General features: G+C 68.2%; 16 protein-coding genes and 1 tRNA gene. 9 read left to right on the plus strand and 8 right to left on the minus strand.

What is annotated here, in order from left to right; translation table 11 throughout:
* Positions 1–3: 3 nt before the first annotated feature.
* The 4 genes from QP045_RS06840 to QP045_RS06855 form a co-directional block, all read right to left on the minus strand.
* Positions 4–2274, minus strand: a complete 2271-nt coding sequence (locus QP045_RS06840) for a TonB-dependent receptor (RefSeq protein ID WP_422514225.1) — start codon at positions 2272–2274, stop codon at positions 4–6.
* Between the two features lie 69 nt (positions 2275–2343).
* Positions 2344–3609 carry a peptide MFS transporter gene (locus QP045_RS06845; protein WP_422514226.1) on the minus strand — a complete coding sequence of 422 codons (1266 nt, stop codon included), beginning with the start codon at positions 3607–3609 and terminating at the stop codon, positions 2344–2346.
* Positions 3606–4619 carry a dipeptide epimerase gene (locus tag QP045_RS06850; protein WP_422514227.1) on the minus strand — a complete coding sequence of 338 codons (1014 nt, stop codon included), beginning with the start codon at positions 4617–4619 and terminating at the stop codon, positions 3606–3608. Before QP045_RS06850 ends, QP045_RS06845 begins: the two co-directional genes overlap by 4 nt.
* A complete protein-coding gene (locus tag QP045_RS06855; protein ID WP_422514228.1) occupies positions 4619–6628 on the minus strand; it encodes a serine hydrolase domain-containing protein in 2010 nt (669 codons plus the stop codon). The genes QP045_RS06850 and QP045_RS06855 overlap by 1 nt, the downstream gene beginning before the upstream one ends.
* 118 nt (positions 6629–6746) lie before the next feature.
* Between QP045_RS06855 and QP045_RS06860 the strand changes: the two genes are divergently transcribed.
* The 3 genes from QP045_RS06860 to QP045_RS06870 all read left to right on the plus strand — a co-directional run bounded on the left by QP045_RS06860 (position 6747) and on the right by QP045_RS06870 (position 9750).
* Positions 6747–7454 (plus strand): helix-turn-helix domain-containing protein, encoded by a 708-nt coding sequence (locus QP045_RS06860; RefSeq protein ID WP_422514229.1) that lies wholly within the window; start codon positions 6747–6749, stop codon positions 7452–7454.
* Entirely contained in the window at positions 7451–8680 is a 1230-nt protein-coding gene (locus QP045_RS06865) for a dipeptidase (protein WP_422514230.1), read from the plus strand. The genes QP045_RS06860 and QP045_RS06865 overlap by 4 nt, the downstream gene beginning before the upstream one ends.
* 71 nt (positions 8681–8751) lie before the next feature.
* Entirely contained in the window at positions 8752–9750 is a 999-nt protein-coding gene (locus QP045_RS06870; RefSeq protein ID WP_422514231.1) for an LLM class flavin-dependent oxidoreductase, read from the plus strand.
* 38 nt (positions 9751–9788) lie between these two features.
* On the opposite strand, the gene QP045_RS06875 is transcribed toward QP045_RS06870, so the two are convergent.
* Entirely contained in the window at positions 9789–11195 is a 1407-nt protein-coding gene (locus QP045_RS06875; protein WP_422514232.1) for a DUF418 domain-containing protein, read from the minus strand.
* 279 nt (positions 11196–11474) lie between these two features.
* Here QP045_RS06875 and QP045_RS06880 point away from each other — a divergent pair.
* The 5 genes from QP045_RS06880 (at position 11475) to QP045_RS06900 (ending at position 13465) form a co-directional block, all read left to right on the plus strand.
* Positions 11475–11550, plus strand: a tRNA-Val gene (locus QP045_RS06880).
* A gap of 60 nt (positions 11551–11610) precedes the next feature.
* A complete protein-coding gene (locus QP045_RS06885; protein WP_422514233.1) occupies positions 11611–11784 on the plus strand; it encodes a hypothetical protein in 174 nt (57 codons plus the stop codon).
* A gap of 91 nt (positions 11785–11875) precedes the next feature.
* Positions 11876–12421 carry a hypothetical protein gene (locus tag QP045_RS06890; protein ID WP_422514234.1) on the plus strand — a complete coding sequence of 182 codons (546 nt, stop codon included), beginning with the start codon at positions 11876–11878 and terminating at the stop codon, positions 12419–12421.
* A gap of 61 nt (positions 12422–12482) precedes the next feature.
* On the plus strand, positions 12483–12773 hold the full coding sequence (locus QP045_RS06895; RefSeq protein WP_422514235.1) for a hypothetical protein: 291 nt from the start codon (positions 12483–12485) through the stop codon (positions 12771–12773).
* Between the two features lie 152 nt (positions 12774–12925).
* On the plus strand, positions 12926–13465 hold the full coding sequence (locus tag QP045_RS06900) for a DUF4142 domain-containing protein (RefSeq protein ID WP_422514236.1): 540 nt from the start codon (positions 12926–12928) through the stop codon (positions 13463–13465).
* A gap of 63 nt (positions 13466–13528) precedes the next feature.
* Here the strand turns inward: QP045_RS06900 and QP045_RS06905 are convergent, their stop codons facing one another.
* The 3 genes from QP045_RS06905 to fdhD form a co-directional block, all read right to left on the minus strand.
* On the minus strand, positions 13529–14026 hold the full coding sequence (locus QP045_RS06905; RefSeq protein WP_422514237.1) for a ferritin-like domain-containing protein: 498 nt from the start codon (positions 14024–14026) through the stop codon (positions 13529–13531).
* 123 nt (positions 14027–14149) lie between these two features.
* Positions 14150–14692: a molybdenum cofactor guanylyltransferase gene (gene mobA / locus QP045_RS06910; RefSeq protein WP_422514238.1), complete on the minus strand. Its 543-nt coding sequence runs from the start codon at positions 14690–14692 to the stop codon at positions 14150–14152.
* Entirely contained in the window at positions 14689–15498 is an 810-nt protein-coding gene (gene fdhD, locus QP045_RS06915) for a formate dehydrogenase accessory sulfurtransferase FdhD (protein WP_422514239.1), read from the minus strand. The genes mobA and fdhD overlap by 4 nt, the downstream gene beginning before the upstream one ends.
* 182 nt (positions 15499–15680) lie before the next feature.
* On the opposite strand from fdhD, the gene QP045_RS06920 reads away from it, so the two are divergent.
* Complete coding sequence (locus tag QP045_RS06920) at positions 15681–16898, plus strand: molybdopterin molybdotransferase MoeA (protein WP_422514240.1); 1218 nt, start codon at positions 15681–15683, stop codon at positions 16896–16898.
* Positions 16899–16904: the final 6 nt, after the last annotated feature.

Raw genomic sequence — 16904 nt, forward strand, 5'->3', positions numbered from 1 at the left:
ACCTTAAAAACCCGCGCCCAGCGTCACGCCAACACTGCGGGGCCGGATCACGCCGGTGCCTACCGCGCCGAACGGATAATTCCCCTCCCCGGCAACGCTGGTCTTGCCCTCCGAATTGGTGAGGTTCTTTGCATAGGCCTCGACGGAGAAGCGGTCGAACGTCACGCCGGCGCGCAGGTCGACCACGGCGTAGGAGGGGATGCGGAACTGCCGCCCGGTCGCCGCGACAAAGGTCGGGCTGTAGGGGCCGGACTGGTCGCCCAGGAAGCGTAGCGACGCACCCACATAGGGCTTCGCACCGTTCGCCATGTGCCAGTCATAGTCGGCGTTCGCGGACACTGCGACCTTGGGCGTGTAGGGCAACTGGTCGCCCTTGCGCCCGCCCACGATGTTGAGGTCGGTGTCATCCTTCAGCTTGGCGTCGGTATAGGCGCCGTTGAGCGAGATGGCGAAGCCACGGGTGGGGCGCAGGATTGCGGTGAACTCGACGCCGTCGCTCTTCGCCTTGCCGCCATTGGCGTTGATGCCGAAATCCTCCACCTGGGCGAACAGCTGGATGTCCTTCCAGTCGATGTGGAACGCGGCGATGTCGATGCTGAAACTGCGGTCCGCCGTCTCCGCCTTTACCCCGACCTCGTAACTGATGAGCGAATCCGAGTCATAGGTCGCGATCCCCGCCGGCGCGTTGGGGGGCACGATGTTGGGCCCGCCCGGTCGGAAGCCCTTTGCCACCCGCGCATAGAGGGCGGCGGTCTGGCTGATCTTGAACTTGGGCGCCACGGACCAGGTGAACACGTCCTCCTTGGACGCCGAACTGAGCTCAGGCGGCGCCAGCAGGCCGGTGCCGCCCTGGTCGGCGTCCTGATCATTGTGGCTGTAGCGCCCCCCCAGCGTCAGGTCGAAGCGCGGCCCGAAGTGGATGGTCCCGTTGGCAAAGCCGGCGAACTCCTCGTAGCGCGACCGCGTGCCCCCGTCGAAAAGCTGGGGAATCCCGTCAAAGATCGTGAAGGTCCCGGGCTCGTACACGTCGATCCGCTGCAGGATCTCGCCCTTCTCGTGGTTGTAATAGCCGCCGACCAGCCATTCGAACGTCTCGCTGGCGGGGGAGGACAGCCGCACCTCCTGCGTAAAGCGCTTGGTATTGGTCTGCTGGATCAGGCCGATGTCGGCGAGCGGGCCGGTGGCGTCGTCGTACAGCCCCAGCTGCAGGCCATAGGCAACCGTCAGGTCGTCGCGCAGCGACTGTTCGAGCGTGCTGTAGCTGGTCGAGGAAGTCAGCGTCGCAAAGCCGAGGTCGACATCGAACGCGCCATTGTAGAGGCGATAGGCGACGTCGGTATATCGCGGCACGAACTGCGACTGCGTTTCCCGCCCATAGAGCGTGCGCATCGTCACAGGATCGCTTTCGACCAGGCTCGGCGCGTTGGTGTCGAGGTTCTGCAGGATCGCGGTCAGGCGGATCTGGAACGCCTCGCTCGGCTTGAACAGCGCGGACACGCGCCCGCCATAGCTCTTCGTATCGTTGATGTTCTTCTGGATGTCGGAGCCGCCGGTCCCGATCGAATCAATCCAGCCGCCATAGTTGCGGTAGAACCCGGACGCGCGGACCGCCATCGTCCCCGAAAGCGGCACGTTCACCACCGCAGAGCCCATGTAGGAGAGATCGCCCCCGTCCACCGTTTCCAGCGAGGCACGGCCTCGTGCCTCCACCTCGTTCAGGTTCGGCGGCGTGGTCACGAACTTCAGTACGCCGCCCAGCGAGCTCGCGCCGTAGAGCGTCCCCTGCGGCCCGCGCAGCACCTCCACGCGCTCCACGTCGAAGGTGTCGAACTCGCCTGCCAGGATCGCGGCGTTGACCTGGCCGCTCGACGATCCGAACGGCGTCTCGTCAACATAGGTCGCGACCGTCGCCGCAACGCCGCCGGTGTTGATGCCGCGCAGCACGATCCGCGCCTCGCCGGGCGTGCTTTGCTCGAGCTGGAGGCCCGGAACCAGCTTGGCATAGTCCTGGAAATTGAACGCCTGCTGCCGCTCCAGCGTCTCGCCGCCGACCACCGACACGGATTGCGGCACGTCGATCAGCACCTGCTTACGCTTTTGCGCGGTGACGATGACCTCCTCGGTGGAAACCTCGTCCCGAGTGCGCTGGGCGCCGGACTGCCCGGCGGCATCTTCGGCAGATGCTACCGCTTGCGATTGCGCCGATGCACCGCTCGCGAGGAATAGCGCGGCCAGTGCGCTGGAGATCGAACAGGCCAGGACCGTCTTCTTCATCGCTACCCCCCGCGAGCATCAAATGCCGATTACGAAACTATTGTCCTAATCGGAAAATAGTCAACCTGATTATACGCGCTCGTCTTGCCGCTCGAGCCAGCGCTCCATCGGATCGAGCGCACGCAACATCATCGCCGCCACGCCGCACAGGATCGCGAGCAGCAGGAAGAAGACGGCGTGGCTGGTGCGACTCCACAGGGTCCCCACCAAGCCGGCGGTCAGGCTCCCGGCGAAGGTCGCGAGATACCAGGCAGCGACCGTGGTCGCGCCCAGCCCGCGCGGCGCCAGGCGCGCGAACAAGCCAAGGCCGGTCGGCAGGATGTAGAGCTCGCCCAACGTCAGCGTGGCAAAGAACAGCACCAGCCACGCCCAATGGGTGGGGCCGCCGATCGTCTCCAGCGCCGCCAGCAGCAGATAGGCGCCGCCCACCACCAGCGCCCCGGTCGCCATCTTGCGCGCCGGCCGCGTGATCTTGCCGCGCTCGGCGCGCTGGCGCCAGAAGACCAGAAGCGGCGGGGTCATCACCATGACGAGCAGCGGGTTGAGCGCCTGGAACCAGGTCATCGGGATCACGCCGCCGCCCGTGCGGCGATCGACCCCTGCATCCGCCCACAGCGCCACCGTGTTGCCGACCTGTTCATAGGCGCTCCGGAACACCGTCACGGCCAGGCCGATCGCGAGCAGCAGCACCACCGTGTCGCGCGGAAAGCGCGCACGCGGCGCGGCGCCACGCTCGACCACGGGGCGACGCGCCTGGGGCGGCAGGTACCGCTGCCCCCACAGATAGATGGAGAGGCCGCCGACCATCCCGATCCCGGCCGCGCCGAACCCCCAGTGCCAGCCATAAAGCTCGCCCAGCGTCCCGCACACCAGCGGCGCGAGGAAACCGCCGATGTTCACGCCGACATAATAGACGTTGTACGCCCAGCCGACCCGCGGATCGCCGGGCTCGTACAGGTCGTCGATCTGGCTCGGCAGGCTGGGCAGGAACAGCCCGTTGCCCAGCGCGATCGTCGCGAGCGCCGGGTAGAACAGCGGCTCGAACGTCATCATGAAATGACCCGCCGCCATGATCGATCCGCCCAGGATGATCGCGCGCCGCTTGCCCAGCAGCCGGTCGGCGATCACCCCGCCCACGATGGGGGTAAAGTAGGCGCAGGCGGTGTAGGTGCCGTAGACGATCGACGCGGTGCCCTGCGCCATCATCAGCTGCTTGGTCATGTAATAGACGAGCAGCGCGCGCATGCCGTAGTAGGAGAATTGCTCCCACATGTTCGTCAGGAACAGGATCGTCAGCCCGCGCGGCTGTCCGAACCAGGGACGGGGCTCGCTCATGCAGGGCCGGTCCCGCCGGCGCCCCATACCTCCGGTCCGGCGTAGAGCATGCCGTCGCGATAGCGGACCGAAGGCGTGCGATCCGTCGCCAGGAAGGTGGGACCATCCAGGTCGACCAGGTCGGCCAGTTGACCCAGCACGAACCCCGGCGCGGTGGCCAGGCTGGTCCCGATCATCGTGCCCACCATCACGCCCAGACCCAGCCGGCGCGCCTCGGCCACCATCAGCAGGCCCTCGGTCAGGCCGCCGCACTTGTCGAGCTTGATATTGACGACATCGAACCTGCCCTTGGCCGGCCCCACGTCCTCCAGCGACAACAGGCTCTCGTCGCCCGCGATCGGGATGGCCGAGCGGAATCCCTCCAGCTCCGCCTCCTGCCCGCGCGCCAGCGGCTGTTCGAGCAGCGAGACGCCATAGGCGCCCAGCCCCGCGACCAGCGCCCCAAGATCGGCCGCACCGAAGCCCTGGTTGCCGTCGACGCCCAGCCACACGTCGGGTCGCGCCGCCCGGATCGCGGCCACGCGGGAAAGATCGAGCTGGAGGTCGCCGGTCAGCTTGACCTTGATCGACTTCGCATCGGCATAGCCTTTGGCCACCGCCGCCATCGCCTCGGGCGTGTCGGCGCTGACGGTAAAGGTCGTGACGATCGGCGCAGGCTCCGCCGCAAGCCCGGCAAGCGCCCAGACCGGACGGCCGGTTCGCTGCGCCTCCAGCTCCCACAGCGCGGCATCCACCGCATTGCGCGCGCCGCCCGGCGGCAGGATGGCGCGCAGTTCCTCACGCGTCGGCCCCGCCTCGAGCGCCGCGCGCGCGCCTTCGACCGCGGCACGCATATGGGCGAGGTCATCGCCGAGATAATAGACCCCCGCCGCCTCGCCGCGCCCGCGGTAGCTGCCGTCGTCCAGCGTCACGACCAGCACGTCGGCCGTGTCGAACACATAGCCGGCGATCCGGAACGGCTGGGCGAGCCGCAACGTATCGGTTGTCACCGCAAGATGCAGCGCACCCATCAGTAGTTCACCGTCATCGCGATCAGCCCGAACGCCCAGGCGACATAGAGCACGACCAGCGTGGCGAGCAGCACCAGCAGGCTCCACAGCTTGCGTGTCCAGCGCCGTCCGTCCCGCCAGCTGAGCCAGGCGTTCCAGCCGGCAATGCCGACGGCGCCCACGAAGACGATGGCGCCGGCAATCTGCAGCAGCCACAATATGCCGTCGCTCCCGTCGGAGAGCAGCGAGATGCTGGAGAATGCCCGGGTGATGAAGATCGCCCAGCCGGCCACCACCACCAGGCTGGCCAGCGCCATGATCCGCGTCGCGCGATAGGCCTTGAGCGCCGCCCCGCTGACCCCGATCGGCGTTTTGGAGCGCCGGCGCAGCAACCAGCTCGCCGGCCAGTAGAGCGCGGTCAGCAGCAGCACGACCAGGCTCGCGCAGAGCGCCGGCGTCAGCCAGGCGGCCGACAGCGAAGCGGGCACGCGGTCGAACACCATGAAGGGGGCGATCAGGTCGAAGCTCCAGCGAACGACCTTGCCATCCACCACCTTGGCGGCGAGCCGGTCATGCCCGTTGACGTCGCGCCACACGAACGGGGCGATCTCCTCCCAGCGCTGCACCGCACCGCCCGGGCCGGTCAGGGAAGGCACCACCAGCCGCCCCTCGCCATCCACAGTCACGACGGTCTGCCCGAACAGGTTCAGGATCGCGGGAAAGGCAGTTTCGGAGCGGCGGCTGTTCGCCCAATGCCCCACCATCATCCGCGCATGCTCGGCCGAGGTCTCGGGATCCACGCGGCCGTCCCGGCCGGTCGCGGGGAAATAGCGGTCGGCAAAATCCTGGAACAGCTGCCCACGGACGACATGCGCGGCACCTTCGCGCCCCGCACTGTTGAACGACACGTAGAAGCCGACATGCTCCGCCGGGAACAGGTGCAGCGAGGTGTGAAAGTTGTTGGTGTCGCCCAGGTGCGCGATCACGTCGCGCCCGTTGATGTTGGTCTCGAAAAAGCCGAGCTCCATGCGGTTGAGCGGCGGGATCAGCGAGGCCGGGTTCACCCGGTCGAGCGGGCTGTCCTGCATCATCGCCGCGGTCGCCGGGCTCAGGATGCCGCGCCCGTTCTCCAGGTGGGCGATCATGAACTTCGCCATGTCGAGGCCGGAAGCCGACAGCGCTCCCGCCGGGCCCGGAACCACGATCTCGAACGGCTGCGCCGGCTCCGATGCGCGCGGATAGCCCACCGCCATCAACGGCGCGAGCTTCGCCGGCAGCGGCTGGCGAAAGCTCGCGGTCTGCATGTCCAGCGGCGCAAAGATGCGCTGTTCGACATAGGTGTCGAACGGCACGCCCGACACCCGCTCGACGATATAGCCCGCCAGCGCCGTGGCCCAGTTGGAATAGGCCGGGGTCGTCCCGGCATCGTAGATGCGGCGCGGGGTCCAGCGCTTGAGATATCCGCGCAGCGACTGCACGTCCTTGGGATCGTCGAGGATGAGGTCCTTCATCGCCTCTTCGAACCCGGCCGTGTGCGTCATGATCTGGCGCAGCGTGACCGGCTGGCCGTTGCGGGGCGGGATGCGGAAATCGAGATAGGCGTTGACGTCGCGGTCGAGGTCGAGCTTGCCGGCCTCCACCTGCTGCATCACCGCCGTCCAGGTCACCAGCTTCGACACCGAGCCCGGGCGGAACAGGGTGCGCGCAGGGTCGACCGGCTGGCGCTTGGCGATGTCGCCATAGCCATAGCCACGCGCCGCGATCACCTGGCCGTCCTTGACGACCGTCACCACCGCCCCGGCGATGTCGCCGCTGTGCAGCGCATAGGGCAGATAGCCGTCGAGCCAGCTGTCAATGTCGGCGGCGGTGAGCGCGTGCGGGCCCTCGGCGAGCGCCGTCACCGGCGTGGCGGGCGCGGTGATCGCCGGATCCGGCGTCAGCGGCGGCGTATCCGGCGCCTGGGCGAGTGAGACGCCCCCGATCAGGGCGGCCATTGCCGCCAGCGTCGCCACCAGTCCCTTGATGCGCATAACCGCCTCCCCCGTTGCCGTGCCGGGCGTGTGCCGATAAGGTTGCCGGCATGTCCGTTCAGGATAGTGATGTCCTGATCAGAGAATTTGTCAATGGGTTTGCACCCAGGAGAAGCGCGTGTCCGTACCGTCTGCCACACCCCCGCCCACCCTTGGCGCCCTGCTGCGCGGGTTACGGGGCCGAGAGGGGTGGACGTTGAAGGAGATGAGCGCCCGGACCGGCATCCCGGTTTCGACGCTTTCCAAGATCGAGCATGACCGGCTGACGCTCAGCTACGACAAGCTCCAGCAGCTCGGCCAAAGGCTTGGCATGCGCATGTCGGAGCTGTTCGCGGAAGGCGAGGAGGACACGGCCCACCCCGTCACCGCGCGCCGCAGCCTCGGCGACATCACCCGGTCGGTGCGCGTGGAGACGCCGAACTACGACTATCATTATCTCTGCACGGAGCTTCGCCGGAAGCGGATGGTGCCCGTCCTCACCACCATCCGCGCGCATTCCTCGGAGCAGTTCGGCGACCTGGTTCGGCACAGCGGAGAGGAGTTCCTCTACGTGCTGAGCGGCAAGGTCGTGGTGCATACCGAATTCTACGATCCGGTCACGCTGGAGCCGGGTCAGGCGCTCTACATCGATTCCAGCATGGGCCACGCTTACCTCGCCGCCGAGGATTGCGAGAAGGCCGAGGTCCTGGCGGTGATGTCCAGTGCGGAGGAAGAATTGATGCAATCGTTGCTGACCATCCACGAGGAACAGCGCCTGGGTGCCGGCGCGGTGAACGAGAACGGCCCCGCGACCGTCACGCCCCGCCGCGGCAAGGCGCGCAAGTGAAGGGCGCCCTTACCCTGCTGGCGGCTCTCCTCGCCACCGCACCCGTCGCTGCCCATGCCCAGGCCTATGACGCCCGCGTTGCTCGCATCCTGAAGACAACGCCGCTGATCGACGGCCACAATGACTGGCCCGAGGCGCTGCGCGAGCGCGAGGGCGAGGCGCGCTGGACCCTGGACCTCAACGACCTTTCGGGGCGCCCCGAACGCTACAACACCGACATCAACCGGCTGCGGCGCGGCATGGTGGGGGCGCAATTCTGGTCGGTGTGGGTCTCGCCCGACCTGCCCGGCAAGGAACAGGTCATCCAGACGCTGGAACAGATCGATCTCGTGAAGTCGATCTGCACCCGATATCCCCGCACCTTCACCATGGCCCGCACCGCCGAGGAGGTCCGCCGCGCGCATCGTGCGGGCCGGATCGGCTGCCTGATCGGGGTCGAAGGCGGCGGCCAGATCGACGGCAGCCTGTCGGTCCTGCGCAGCTATGCAGAGCTGGGGGCAGGCTATCTCACCCTCACCCATTCGCGGACCATCGACTGGGCGGATTCCGCCACCGACAATCCCCGGCACGACGGCCTCACCGACTTCGGTCGCCGCATCGTGACCGAACTCAACCGGCTGGGCATGCTGGTCGACCTCAGCCATGTGAACGAGGCGACGATGCGCGACGCCCTCTCGGTCACCCGGGCGCCGGTGATCTTCTCCCATTCGGGTGCGCGCGCGCTCAACGATCATCCGCGCAACGTCTCCGATGCGGTGCTCGCGCTGGTCCGCACCAACGGCGGCGTCGTCATGGTCGACTATGCGCCCCCCTATGTCTCGGACGCCTACCGCCGCTGGTCGGCCGATTCGGCAGCGCAGAAGACGCGGCTGAACGCGCCTCCCTATGGCGGCCTCGCGATCGGCCAGCCCGAACGGGCCGCGGCGGAATATGCCGCCTGGCTCGCCGCCAACCCCGCGCCCCGCGTCACGCTCGCCCAGGTCGCAGATCATATCGAGCATGTCGCGCGGGTCGCCGGGGTGGATCATGTCGGGCTCGGTTCCGACTATGACGGGGTCGGCGACACCCTGCCGGACGGGCTAGAGGACGTGACGACCTACCCCGCGCTTCTCGCCGAACTCATGCGCCGCGGCTGGAGCGATGCCGACATCGCCAAGCTCGCGGGCGGCAACGTCCTGCGGGTGATGGAGGCGGCAGAGCGGGTGAAGCGCGAACTCGCCTCCTAGCGTCCGGCCCGAGACGCCCCCCTGCCCGTGCCTGGTTGGCGCGGGCGAGGTCCGTCCCCATCTTCCTGTCCATGACCGATTATTCGCTGCTCGATCTCGTGCCCATCGTCGCCGGGGGCAACGCCGGCACCGCCCTTGCCAATGCCGCCGATCTCGCCGCCCATGCCGAGGGGCTGGGCTACAAGCGCTACTGGGTTGCCGAACATCACGGCATGCCCGGCATCGCCAGCGCCGCCACCGCGGTCGTGATCGGCCATGTCGCCGCCGCCACGCGCACCATCCGCGTCGGCGCGGGCGGCATCATGCTTCCCAACCATGCCCCGCTTACCATTGCCGAGCAGTTCGGCACCCTCGACGCGCTGTTCCCGGGGCGTATCGACCTGGGCCTCGGCCGCGCGCCGGGCTCCGACCAGCGCGTCGCGCGTGCGCTGCGCCGGACGCTGGAAACCGACCCCAACGCCTTTCCGCAGGACGTGATGGAGCTCCAGTCGTTGTTCGCGGGCGACGGCCGCACCGGCATCGAAGCGGTGCCGGGCGGCGGCGCCAACGTGCCGCTGTGGATCCTCGGCTCCAGCCTGTTCGGTGCCCAGCTCGCCGCCGCGCTCGGCCTGCCCTATGCCTTTGCCTCGCACTTCGCGCCGGCCGCGCTCGACCAGGCGCTCGCGATCTACCGTCGCGACTTCCAACCCTCGGCGCAGCTCGACAAGCCCTATGCGATGGCCGCGTTCAACGTGCTCGCCGCCGATACCGACGAGGAAGCGCGCTTCCTCGCCAGCTCGACCGAACAGTCGTTCGTCGCGATCCGCACCGGCAACGCGATCCAGATGCCGCCGCCGGTGCAGGACTATCGCGCATCGATCGGCGCGCAGGGCGCGGCGATCCTCGATCAGGTGCTCGAATGCTCGGCAATCGGCGGGCCCGAGACGGTAGAGCGCGGCCTCGCCGCGTTCCTGGAACGCACCAAGGTCGATGAGGTCATGATCACCGGCGCTATGTACGATCCCGCGGACCGGCTCCGCAGCACCCGGATCGCCGCAGAAGCGATGCAGCGCCTCAACGCACGCGGCTGACCCGTTGCGCCTGCGGCTTTCACGGCCGCGGGCGTGGCTCAGGCGAGGCTCCACCCCGGCTCCGTCGCCAGCCGCCGGCGCAGCATCGGCTGCCGCTTCCAATAGACGAGCGAGCGCCACACCCATTCCAGCGGGCCATAGCGGAACGCCCGCAGCCAGAGCGCGCTCGCGATCAGGTTGATCGCCCAGACGCCTGCCACGGCATAGAGCTGTTGGTAATATTCCAGCACGCCGAACAGCTTCCACGGACCCCAGGCGAACAGGAACTGGCACAGGATGCTGGTCAGGACGTAGTTGGAGAGCGCCGTCCGCCCGACGTTCGCAAGCGCGCCGGTGACCGGCCGCAACCATCCTTGCCGGATCACCAGCAACAGCACCGCCGCGTTGGCCACCGCCCCCGGGATGATCTCGAACGTGTAGGGCAGAAAGAGCCAGCGCACCGCCGCCGCCTGTGAAAATCCGCCGGCCGCGGCCTGGACCAATCCGGTCACCACGATCGGAATCGTCACCGCATAGCCCAGCGCCGCGATCTCGACGTAGCGCCGCCGCGGCAGCGCGCAGGTGAAGAAGCCGCTCTTGTAGAGGCCCATGCCCAGCATCATGCTGCCGACCACCTCCAGCACCATGCCGCTGGTGAACAGGGCGAACTGAACCTTCAGGAACATGTCCGCACGCGGCGCGATACTCTCAAGGAACGGCGAGCGGCCCGCCTGGACCTCCTCGGCGATGCTCTTGGCCGCGCCGGCGTCTTCCTTCGCCTGGGCGGCGAGCGCCTGACGCTGGGCCGGCGTGGGCGTGCGATGCGCGGCGATGGCTGCCCTGGCTTCGCCCACCAGCGTCTCCTGCCTCAAGATCGTCGGCACATCGATCCGGCGGACGAGTCCGATACCCCCGCCCACAATGCCGACGATCAGTCCCAGCAGGATCAGTTTGCGGGTGGCGACCCGACGCAGCGGAAACAGGAACAGAAGGGCAAGCAGCGCATAGTTGAACAGGATGTCGCCCATCCAGATCAGCGTGCCGTGGATCAGGCCGAACAGCAGCAGCCACAAATTGCGCCTGCAGAAGATGTCGGCGGCCCGTTCAGGCTGAGCGCCTTGCTCAAGCCGCTGGGTCAGCAACACCGCGCCCGCCCCAAAGAGCATCGCGAACAGGGTGCGCATCTTGCCCTCGAAGAACATCCACTTGATCGACAGGATCAGATAGTCGAGCGGCGCGTGCCATCCGACGAAGGCCACGTGGCCTGTCCCCATCGGGATGTCATGCAGGCTCGAAGGCCCGGCAAAGGTCTCGACGTTCAGCACCAGGATGCCGAGCAGCGCGAATCCGCGCAGCACGTCCAGCGACACGAGCCGGTCCTCAGGCCGCGCAGGACCTGGTGTGATCCATAGCTCGGCGGCCCCTAATCCGCCGATCCGGCGAGCATCAGTCCCGTTGCTCTGCACGCGCCACTCCCTTCTGCAGCCTTGGCCGGCGTTCGGACCGTGCCGGTCGCCTCCCGTGCGCCGGCTTCGAGCAGAGAGGCGCGCACCCTTGGACCGCGCGGGATTTCAGCGTGACGACGCAAAGCGGCAAAATGGCTTCAGCTGTAGCAGAAGGGGCATGCACGTCTTGGCGCGCGCAGGGCACGCCGAGACACCACGGCCTGTCACCGCGCTTTCCGGATCAGCGCGATGCCCTCTTGCGGCCGCCGCAAATGCCGCTATTCCGCGTCTCCCGAGAGGGGGCGCTTAGCTCAGTTGGTAGAGCATCTCGTTTACACCGAGAGGGTCGGCGGTTCGAGCCCGTCAGCGCCCACCACCTCCAGATATGCGGGCACCGGCACTTGGCCCCTTTCTCCACCGCACCGACCTTCCAGCCATGATCGCCGTCGGATGCCTGGCGCTTGTCGTCCTTCCCTTGATCGGGCTGGTGCTAGGCGCGCTGCTTGCCGGACCCGATGGCGCCATCTGGGGCGCCCTCACCGGCCTCGCCATCGCTGTCGGGATAAGCGGCATCATGGGCTATGCGCTCCTCCAGATCGGCCGCCGCTAACCGCCAGGCAGCCTTTCATTCGCTCGTCCGTTTCCCCTGCCATGACCGACCGCGCCAGAGCACCCCTGCCGTTCGCCCGCGGACGTCGGTGATGGCCAAGGCGCCGAAGCTCAAGGTGTTCCGGACGCCCACCGGCTTCCACGATGCCTATGTCGCGGCGCCCAGCCAGAAGGCGGCTTTGGCGGCCTGGGGCTCCGACCATGACCTGTTTGCGCGCGGCATCGCCGAACGGGTGGAGGACCCGGAACTCACCCGCGAACCCCTCGAACACCCCGGCACCGTCATCCGGCGGCTGCGCGGCACCACCGCCGAACAGATTGCCGCCCTTCCCAAGGACAAGCCGCGCGCCCGCCGGGATCCGCCCGAGGCCCAAGCCCCCTCCCGGCCCGCCAAGACCGCACCCAAGCCAAAGCCGAGACCCGATCGCGCACCCGTTCGAGAGGCCGAGCACGCACTTGCCGAGGCGGAGGCGCGGCACGCCGATGCCCTGGCCGAACTCGCCCGGCGGGAGGCGGCGCTGGCACGGGAACGCAAGTCCCTGGAGAAACAGCAGGCGGCCAAACAGGCGAAGCTCGCGCGCCAGCTGGAAAGCGCCCGCGACCGCTACGACCGCGCCATCCATGATTGGCGCGGCTGACGGGGGAACAGCGCGCCGAGCCCGGGGTTGGTTCAGGGAACCGCTACATGGAGCGCACATCGTGACCGACAAGAGAACCGGGATTCCCCTGGATCACCAGGGCAGCTCCGACAAACAGGGCCAGGGCGTCACCGGAATGCGTGGCGAGCGGACGGACGACCCCTCCGCGGACCACCCGGACCAGCGCCGCACCGTCACGGCCGAGGATCGTACGATCGTGGTGGAAGAAACATCCGGCACCAGCTTTGCCGAAGCAAAGGGGACGCACCAGCGCGCCCCCGCCGCGCCGGAGACCGATCACCGCAACCTTCCACCCGAAGCTCCGGAAGACGATCCCGACCACATCGTCTAAAACCTTCGCCAGGTTCCTGCCGAAGGACGGACCGGCAGAATATTGCAAAGTACTTTCCAGGCAAGATCCCGGAAACGTCTTAACCTGTGCAAGTATCAGGAACCATTGATTTCACCCCCCTGTTAGCGATGGGACAACAGGGAGGATTTAAGATGAAACGATTGGTTCTTTGCGCGAGCCTGCTCACGCTCGCGGCCGCCTGCACGCCGATGGGTGGCGATACCGCGACCGGCGTCGGCGCCGGCATGTCCGCGGACGCAACGCCCACTGCAGCGATGCCCTATGTCGCGACGGCCGGCTCGAGCGACCTCTACGAACTCGAATCCTCGCGCCTGGCCCTTCAGCGCGCGCCCAGCCCGGCGGTGAAGCAGTTCGCGCAGATGATGATCGACCATCACACCATGACGACGCAGCAGGTGGCCCAGGCTGCCCAGGCCGCCGGAATGACGCCGCCCCCGCCCGCTCTCCTGCCCCCGCATCAGGCACTGCTCGACAAGCTTCAGCCGCTCAACGACGCGGCATTCCAGCGCACCTACCTGCAGCAGCAGCACACCGCCCACCAAATGGCGCTCGGCCTGCACCAGAATTATGCGTCCAGCGGCGACACCGCACAGCTGCGCCAGGTAGCAGCTACCGCAGTGCCGGTCGTCCAGGGTCACATCGACCAATTGCGCAGCCTGCCGGCGCGCTAACGTCTTCTGCCCGACCGAGCCTTTGGCCAGCGCCTGCTCTACGGAAGCGCTGGCCATTCCTTTTCAGGCTTCCTGCAGCGCCTCTTCGTTGATCTCCGCATCCGCGATGGCGGTCAGGTCCTCGTCGGTCCGCGACTCCTCCTGAAGCGTCTCGTCGAGCAGCTTCACGGCCTCGTCCAGGCCCAGCACGCCCGCCCAGCGCTTGAGCGTACCGTAGCGGGTGATCTCGTAATGCTCGACGGCCTGTGCCGCCGCGAGCAGCCCTGCGTCGAGTGCCGGAGTATCCTTATACTCCTCGATGATCTCCTCGCCCTCGCCGATGATGCCGTCGATCGCTTCACAGGTCTTGCCGCGAGGCGCCTTGCCGATGATCTCGAACACCTGCTGCAGCCGCTCGATCTGTCCTTCGGTCTGCTCCTTGTGCTTTTCGAACGCCGCCTTCAGCGTCTCCGACTGCGCGGCCCGTGCCATTTTCGGCAGGGAGCGCAGGATCTTGCGCTCGGCATAATAGATGTCCTTGAGCGTATCGTAGAACAGGGTGTCGAGGGTCTTTTGAGCCATGACTTCGTCCTCCAGATGGTCCGGCTGAAAGCGCGCTTCCGGATCGAAGGTTCCTGAGTCAGATCGTCGAAATTCGGCGCCGCGGTCTTGCGAAATCATGTCCCGGGTTGAGAGGCTCCGCCCTCAATCGTCCCCGGGCGGAAGCGCTCTCAAATCCTGCGGCGTGTTGATGTTGGGCACGACCTCTTGGATCGTCGTCGCGGTCGCGCCCGCCGCCGCTGCCCAGCCCCGCAGCGAGCGGCGCGGGTCGTGCACCAGGAACGCGTCGAGCGCGCTGCTCAGATGACTCGGCCACCACCCGATCAGCGGCATCGCCTCCATAAACCGCGCCGCCTCCCCCCCGTTCATCTGCGCGACCAGGCTGTCCGGCAGGACCGGGGTGTCGCAGCCGACGCTCACCACGGCATCGAATCCATCGTGCTCGGCGTGAAACAGCGCGGCAGCGAGGCCCCCGAGCGGGCCCAGTCCAGACTTGGGCCGGTCCGAAAGATGCACCACCCCCGGCAATAGGCGCCCGCCGCCGCACACCACCACCGTCTCGACCTGCCGCCCCAGCGTCCGCGCGGCATGCGCGATCAGCGGCTCGCCGCGATAGAGCGCCAGCGCCTTGTTCGAGCCGAACCGGCTCGCCCGTCCTCCGGCCAGGATCGCGCCAAGGATCCTCATTGCCGTTCCGGCACCGCCAGCACCGCATCCGATCGCGCGAGCACGACCAGCCGGACGCCCGCGTCCTGCGCGCGCGCGATTGCCAGGCTGGTGGGCGCCGAAATCGTCACCAGCATCGGGCAGTCCGACAGCGCCGCCTTCTCGACCAGTTCATAGGAGCAGCGCGACGAGAGCAGGGCAAAGCCGCCATCCCAGGTCAGTCCGGAGCGCAGCATCGCGCCGATCAGCTTGTCGAAGGCAGTGTGGCGGCCCACGTCCTCGCGAACCAGCCGCAGCGTACCGTCGGCCGCAGCAAGCGCGGCGGCATGGACCGCGCCGGTTGCGCGGTTCAACGGCTGGTGCGCGCGCAGCCGCTCCACCGCCGCGAAGATCGCGGCCTCGGCCGGCTCCGGCGCCTCGGGCACGCGGTGGAGGGGGCGGATCGCCTGCTCCAGATTCTCGATCCCGCACAGGCCGCAGGAGGATTCCGTCACGCGATGGCGGACCCGTTCGACAATCCCGGCAACACGGTTCTGCGCAAGGGTCACGCGAAGCAGGTCGCCGTCCGGCGTCGAATGCACGTCCACGTCGACGACCTCCTCGGCGCGCTCGATCAGCCGCTCGGAAAGCGCAAAGCCGGTCGCAAAGTCGGCAAGGTCGGCCGGCGTCGCCATGACCACCGCATAGCCTAGGCCGTTGAATTCGATCGCGATCGGCCGCTCTACCGCGATCGGCCGTTCGACTGCCGACCGCTCCCCATTCACGCCGATCCAGACCAGCGATTCGCGTACCACCTGCCCGCTCGCGTACAGATCGTCTTTCTTCATTCAGGCCCGCTCCCTATGCCGCCTGCGCGTTCCGCCGCTGGTGCCAACCCGTTGGACCCCGGCGCCCCGGCTTTCAAGCACGGGCCGTGGACACGCAATCGTCGCCGTAACCGGTCGCGATGCAACCGGATGGAGTTCCCGGGATTTGGAAAAAGCGTGCGCGCGTGAAAGGACAGGTCACAGTGACATCGGGCGAGCAGACCGTCTGTTGGGCCGAGGTCGACCTCGACGCCGCACACGCCATCCTCATGGAGCGCGCCGCGCCGCTCGGCACCGAGCGCGTACGCCTCGGCAAGGCGGGCCGGCGGGTTCTGGCCGAGCCGGTACGCGCCGCCTTTGACTCACCGCGGCGGGACGCGGTCGCGATGGACGGCGTTGCCGTGCGCACGTGCGACCTCGACGCCGGCCAGCGCCGGTTCCCGATCGTCGGCGCGGCCTATCCCGGCAGCCCCTTCGTCGGCGACGTCAGGGAAGCCGCGGTGCGCGTCACTACCGGAGCCGCACTGCCGCAGGGTGCCGACCGCGTGGTCCCGGTCGAGCTGCTGACGCAGGAGGACGGCTGGGTCTTGCTTCCGCAGACGCTTTCGGAAAGGCGGCACGTCCGCGCCCAGGCCTCCGATTTCGCCGCGGGCACCCCTGTCCTCCCCGCCGGCCGGATGCTCGACCCGCGCGCGCTGGTGGTCGCCGCCGCAGCCGACGCAGCGCAGCTGACGGTCTGGCAGCGGCCGCGTGTGCACGTAATCGCGAGCGGCGACGAGCTGGTTGCTCCGGGCGATGCGTCCGCCGCCGAACCGTTGGTGCCGGACAGCCTTTCCGAGGCGACACTGCTGCTCGTCCGCCAATGGGGCGGGCAGCCCGCGGGTACGACCCGCGTGCCCGACAATGCCGCCGCCATCACCGCCGCGGCGCAAGCGGCGCTGCTCGAATGCGACGTGCTGGTGATGGCGGGCGGCGCCTCGCGCGGCGAACGCGACCTCGCGCGATCGAGCCTCGCGCCGCTGGGACTCGTCACGAGTTTCGCCGGTGTCGCGATGAAGCCGGGCAAACCAGCGTGGCACGGCATGATCGAGGGCCGGCACGTGCTCGGGCTTCCCGGCAATCCGACGGCGGCGATGACGATCGCCCGGCTGTTCCTGGTCCCCCTGCTCACGGCGCTTGGCGGGCGCGGCTTTGCCGCCGGTCTCGACTGGCAGTCCGCGCGCCTCGCGGCCCCGGCCGATGGCGTCGGCCCACGGGAGTCGTTCCTGTGCGGCACGCGGGGTTCCGCCGGGGTCGAGGTCCTGGATCGCCAGTCGGCCTCGGGACAGGCTACGCTCGCCCTCGCTGACGTCCTCGTGCGGCGGGCCCCCGGGGCGCCGCCGCTCCCTCCGGGCGCAGAGGTGCAGACGCTCCGGTTCTGATCCGGC

Origin of the sequence: Sphingomonas sp. 3-13AW (assembly GCF_049311085.1) — a bacterium.
Classification (GTDB): domain Bacteria; phylum Pseudomonadota; class Alphaproteobacteria; order Sphingomonadales; family Sphingomonadaceae; genus Sphingomonas.

What these genes read in the sequence shown, in the direction of transcription:
- mobA (WP_422514238.1), bottom strand. Translation starts at nt 14,692, where the DNA reads ATGAGGATCCTTGGCGCGATCCTGGCCGGAGGACGGGCGAGCCGGTTC.
- fdhD (WP_422514239.1), bottom strand. Translation starts at nt 15,498, where the DNA reads ATGAAGAAAGACGATCTGTACGCGAGCGGGCAGGTGGTACGCGAATCG.
- QP045_RS06855 (WP_422514228.1), bottom strand. Translation starts at nt 6,628, where the DNA reads ATGCGCATCAAGGGACTGGTGGCGACGCTGGCGGCAATGGCCGCCCTG.
- QP045_RS06885 (WP_422514233.1), top strand. Translation starts at nt 11,611, where the DNA reads ATGATCGCCGTCGGATGCCTGGCGCTTGTCGTCCTTCCCTTGATCGGG.
- QP045_RS06840 (WP_422514225.1), bottom strand. Translation starts at nt 2,274, where the DNA reads ATGAAGAAGACGGTCCTGGCCTGTTCGATCTCCAGCGCACTGGCCGCG.
- QP045_RS06890 (WP_422514234.1), top strand. Translation starts at nt 11,876, where the DNA reads ATGGCCAAGGCGCCGAAGCTCAAGGTGTTCCGGACGCCCACCGGCTTC.
- QP045_RS06870 (WP_422514231.1), top strand. Translation starts at nt 8,752, where the DNA reads ATGACCGATTATTCGCTGCTCGATCTCGTGCCCATCGTCGCCGGGGGC.
- QP045_RS06900 (WP_422514236.1), top strand. Translation starts at nt 12,926, where the DNA reads ATGAAACGATTGGTTCTTTGCGCGAGCCTGCTCACGCTCGCGGCCGCC.
- QP045_RS06850 (WP_422514227.1), bottom strand. Translation starts at nt 4,619, where the DNA reads ATGGGTGCGCTGCATCTTGCGGTGACAACCGATACGTTGCGGCTCGCC.
- QP045_RS06905 (WP_422514237.1), bottom strand. Translation starts at nt 14,026, where the DNA reads ATGGCTCAAAAGACCCTCGACACCCTGTTCTACGATACGCTCAAGGAC.
- QP045_RS06845 (WP_422514226.1), bottom strand. Translation starts at nt 3,609, where the DNA reads ATGAGCGAGCCCCGTCCCTGGTTCGGACAGCCGCGCGGGCTGACGATC.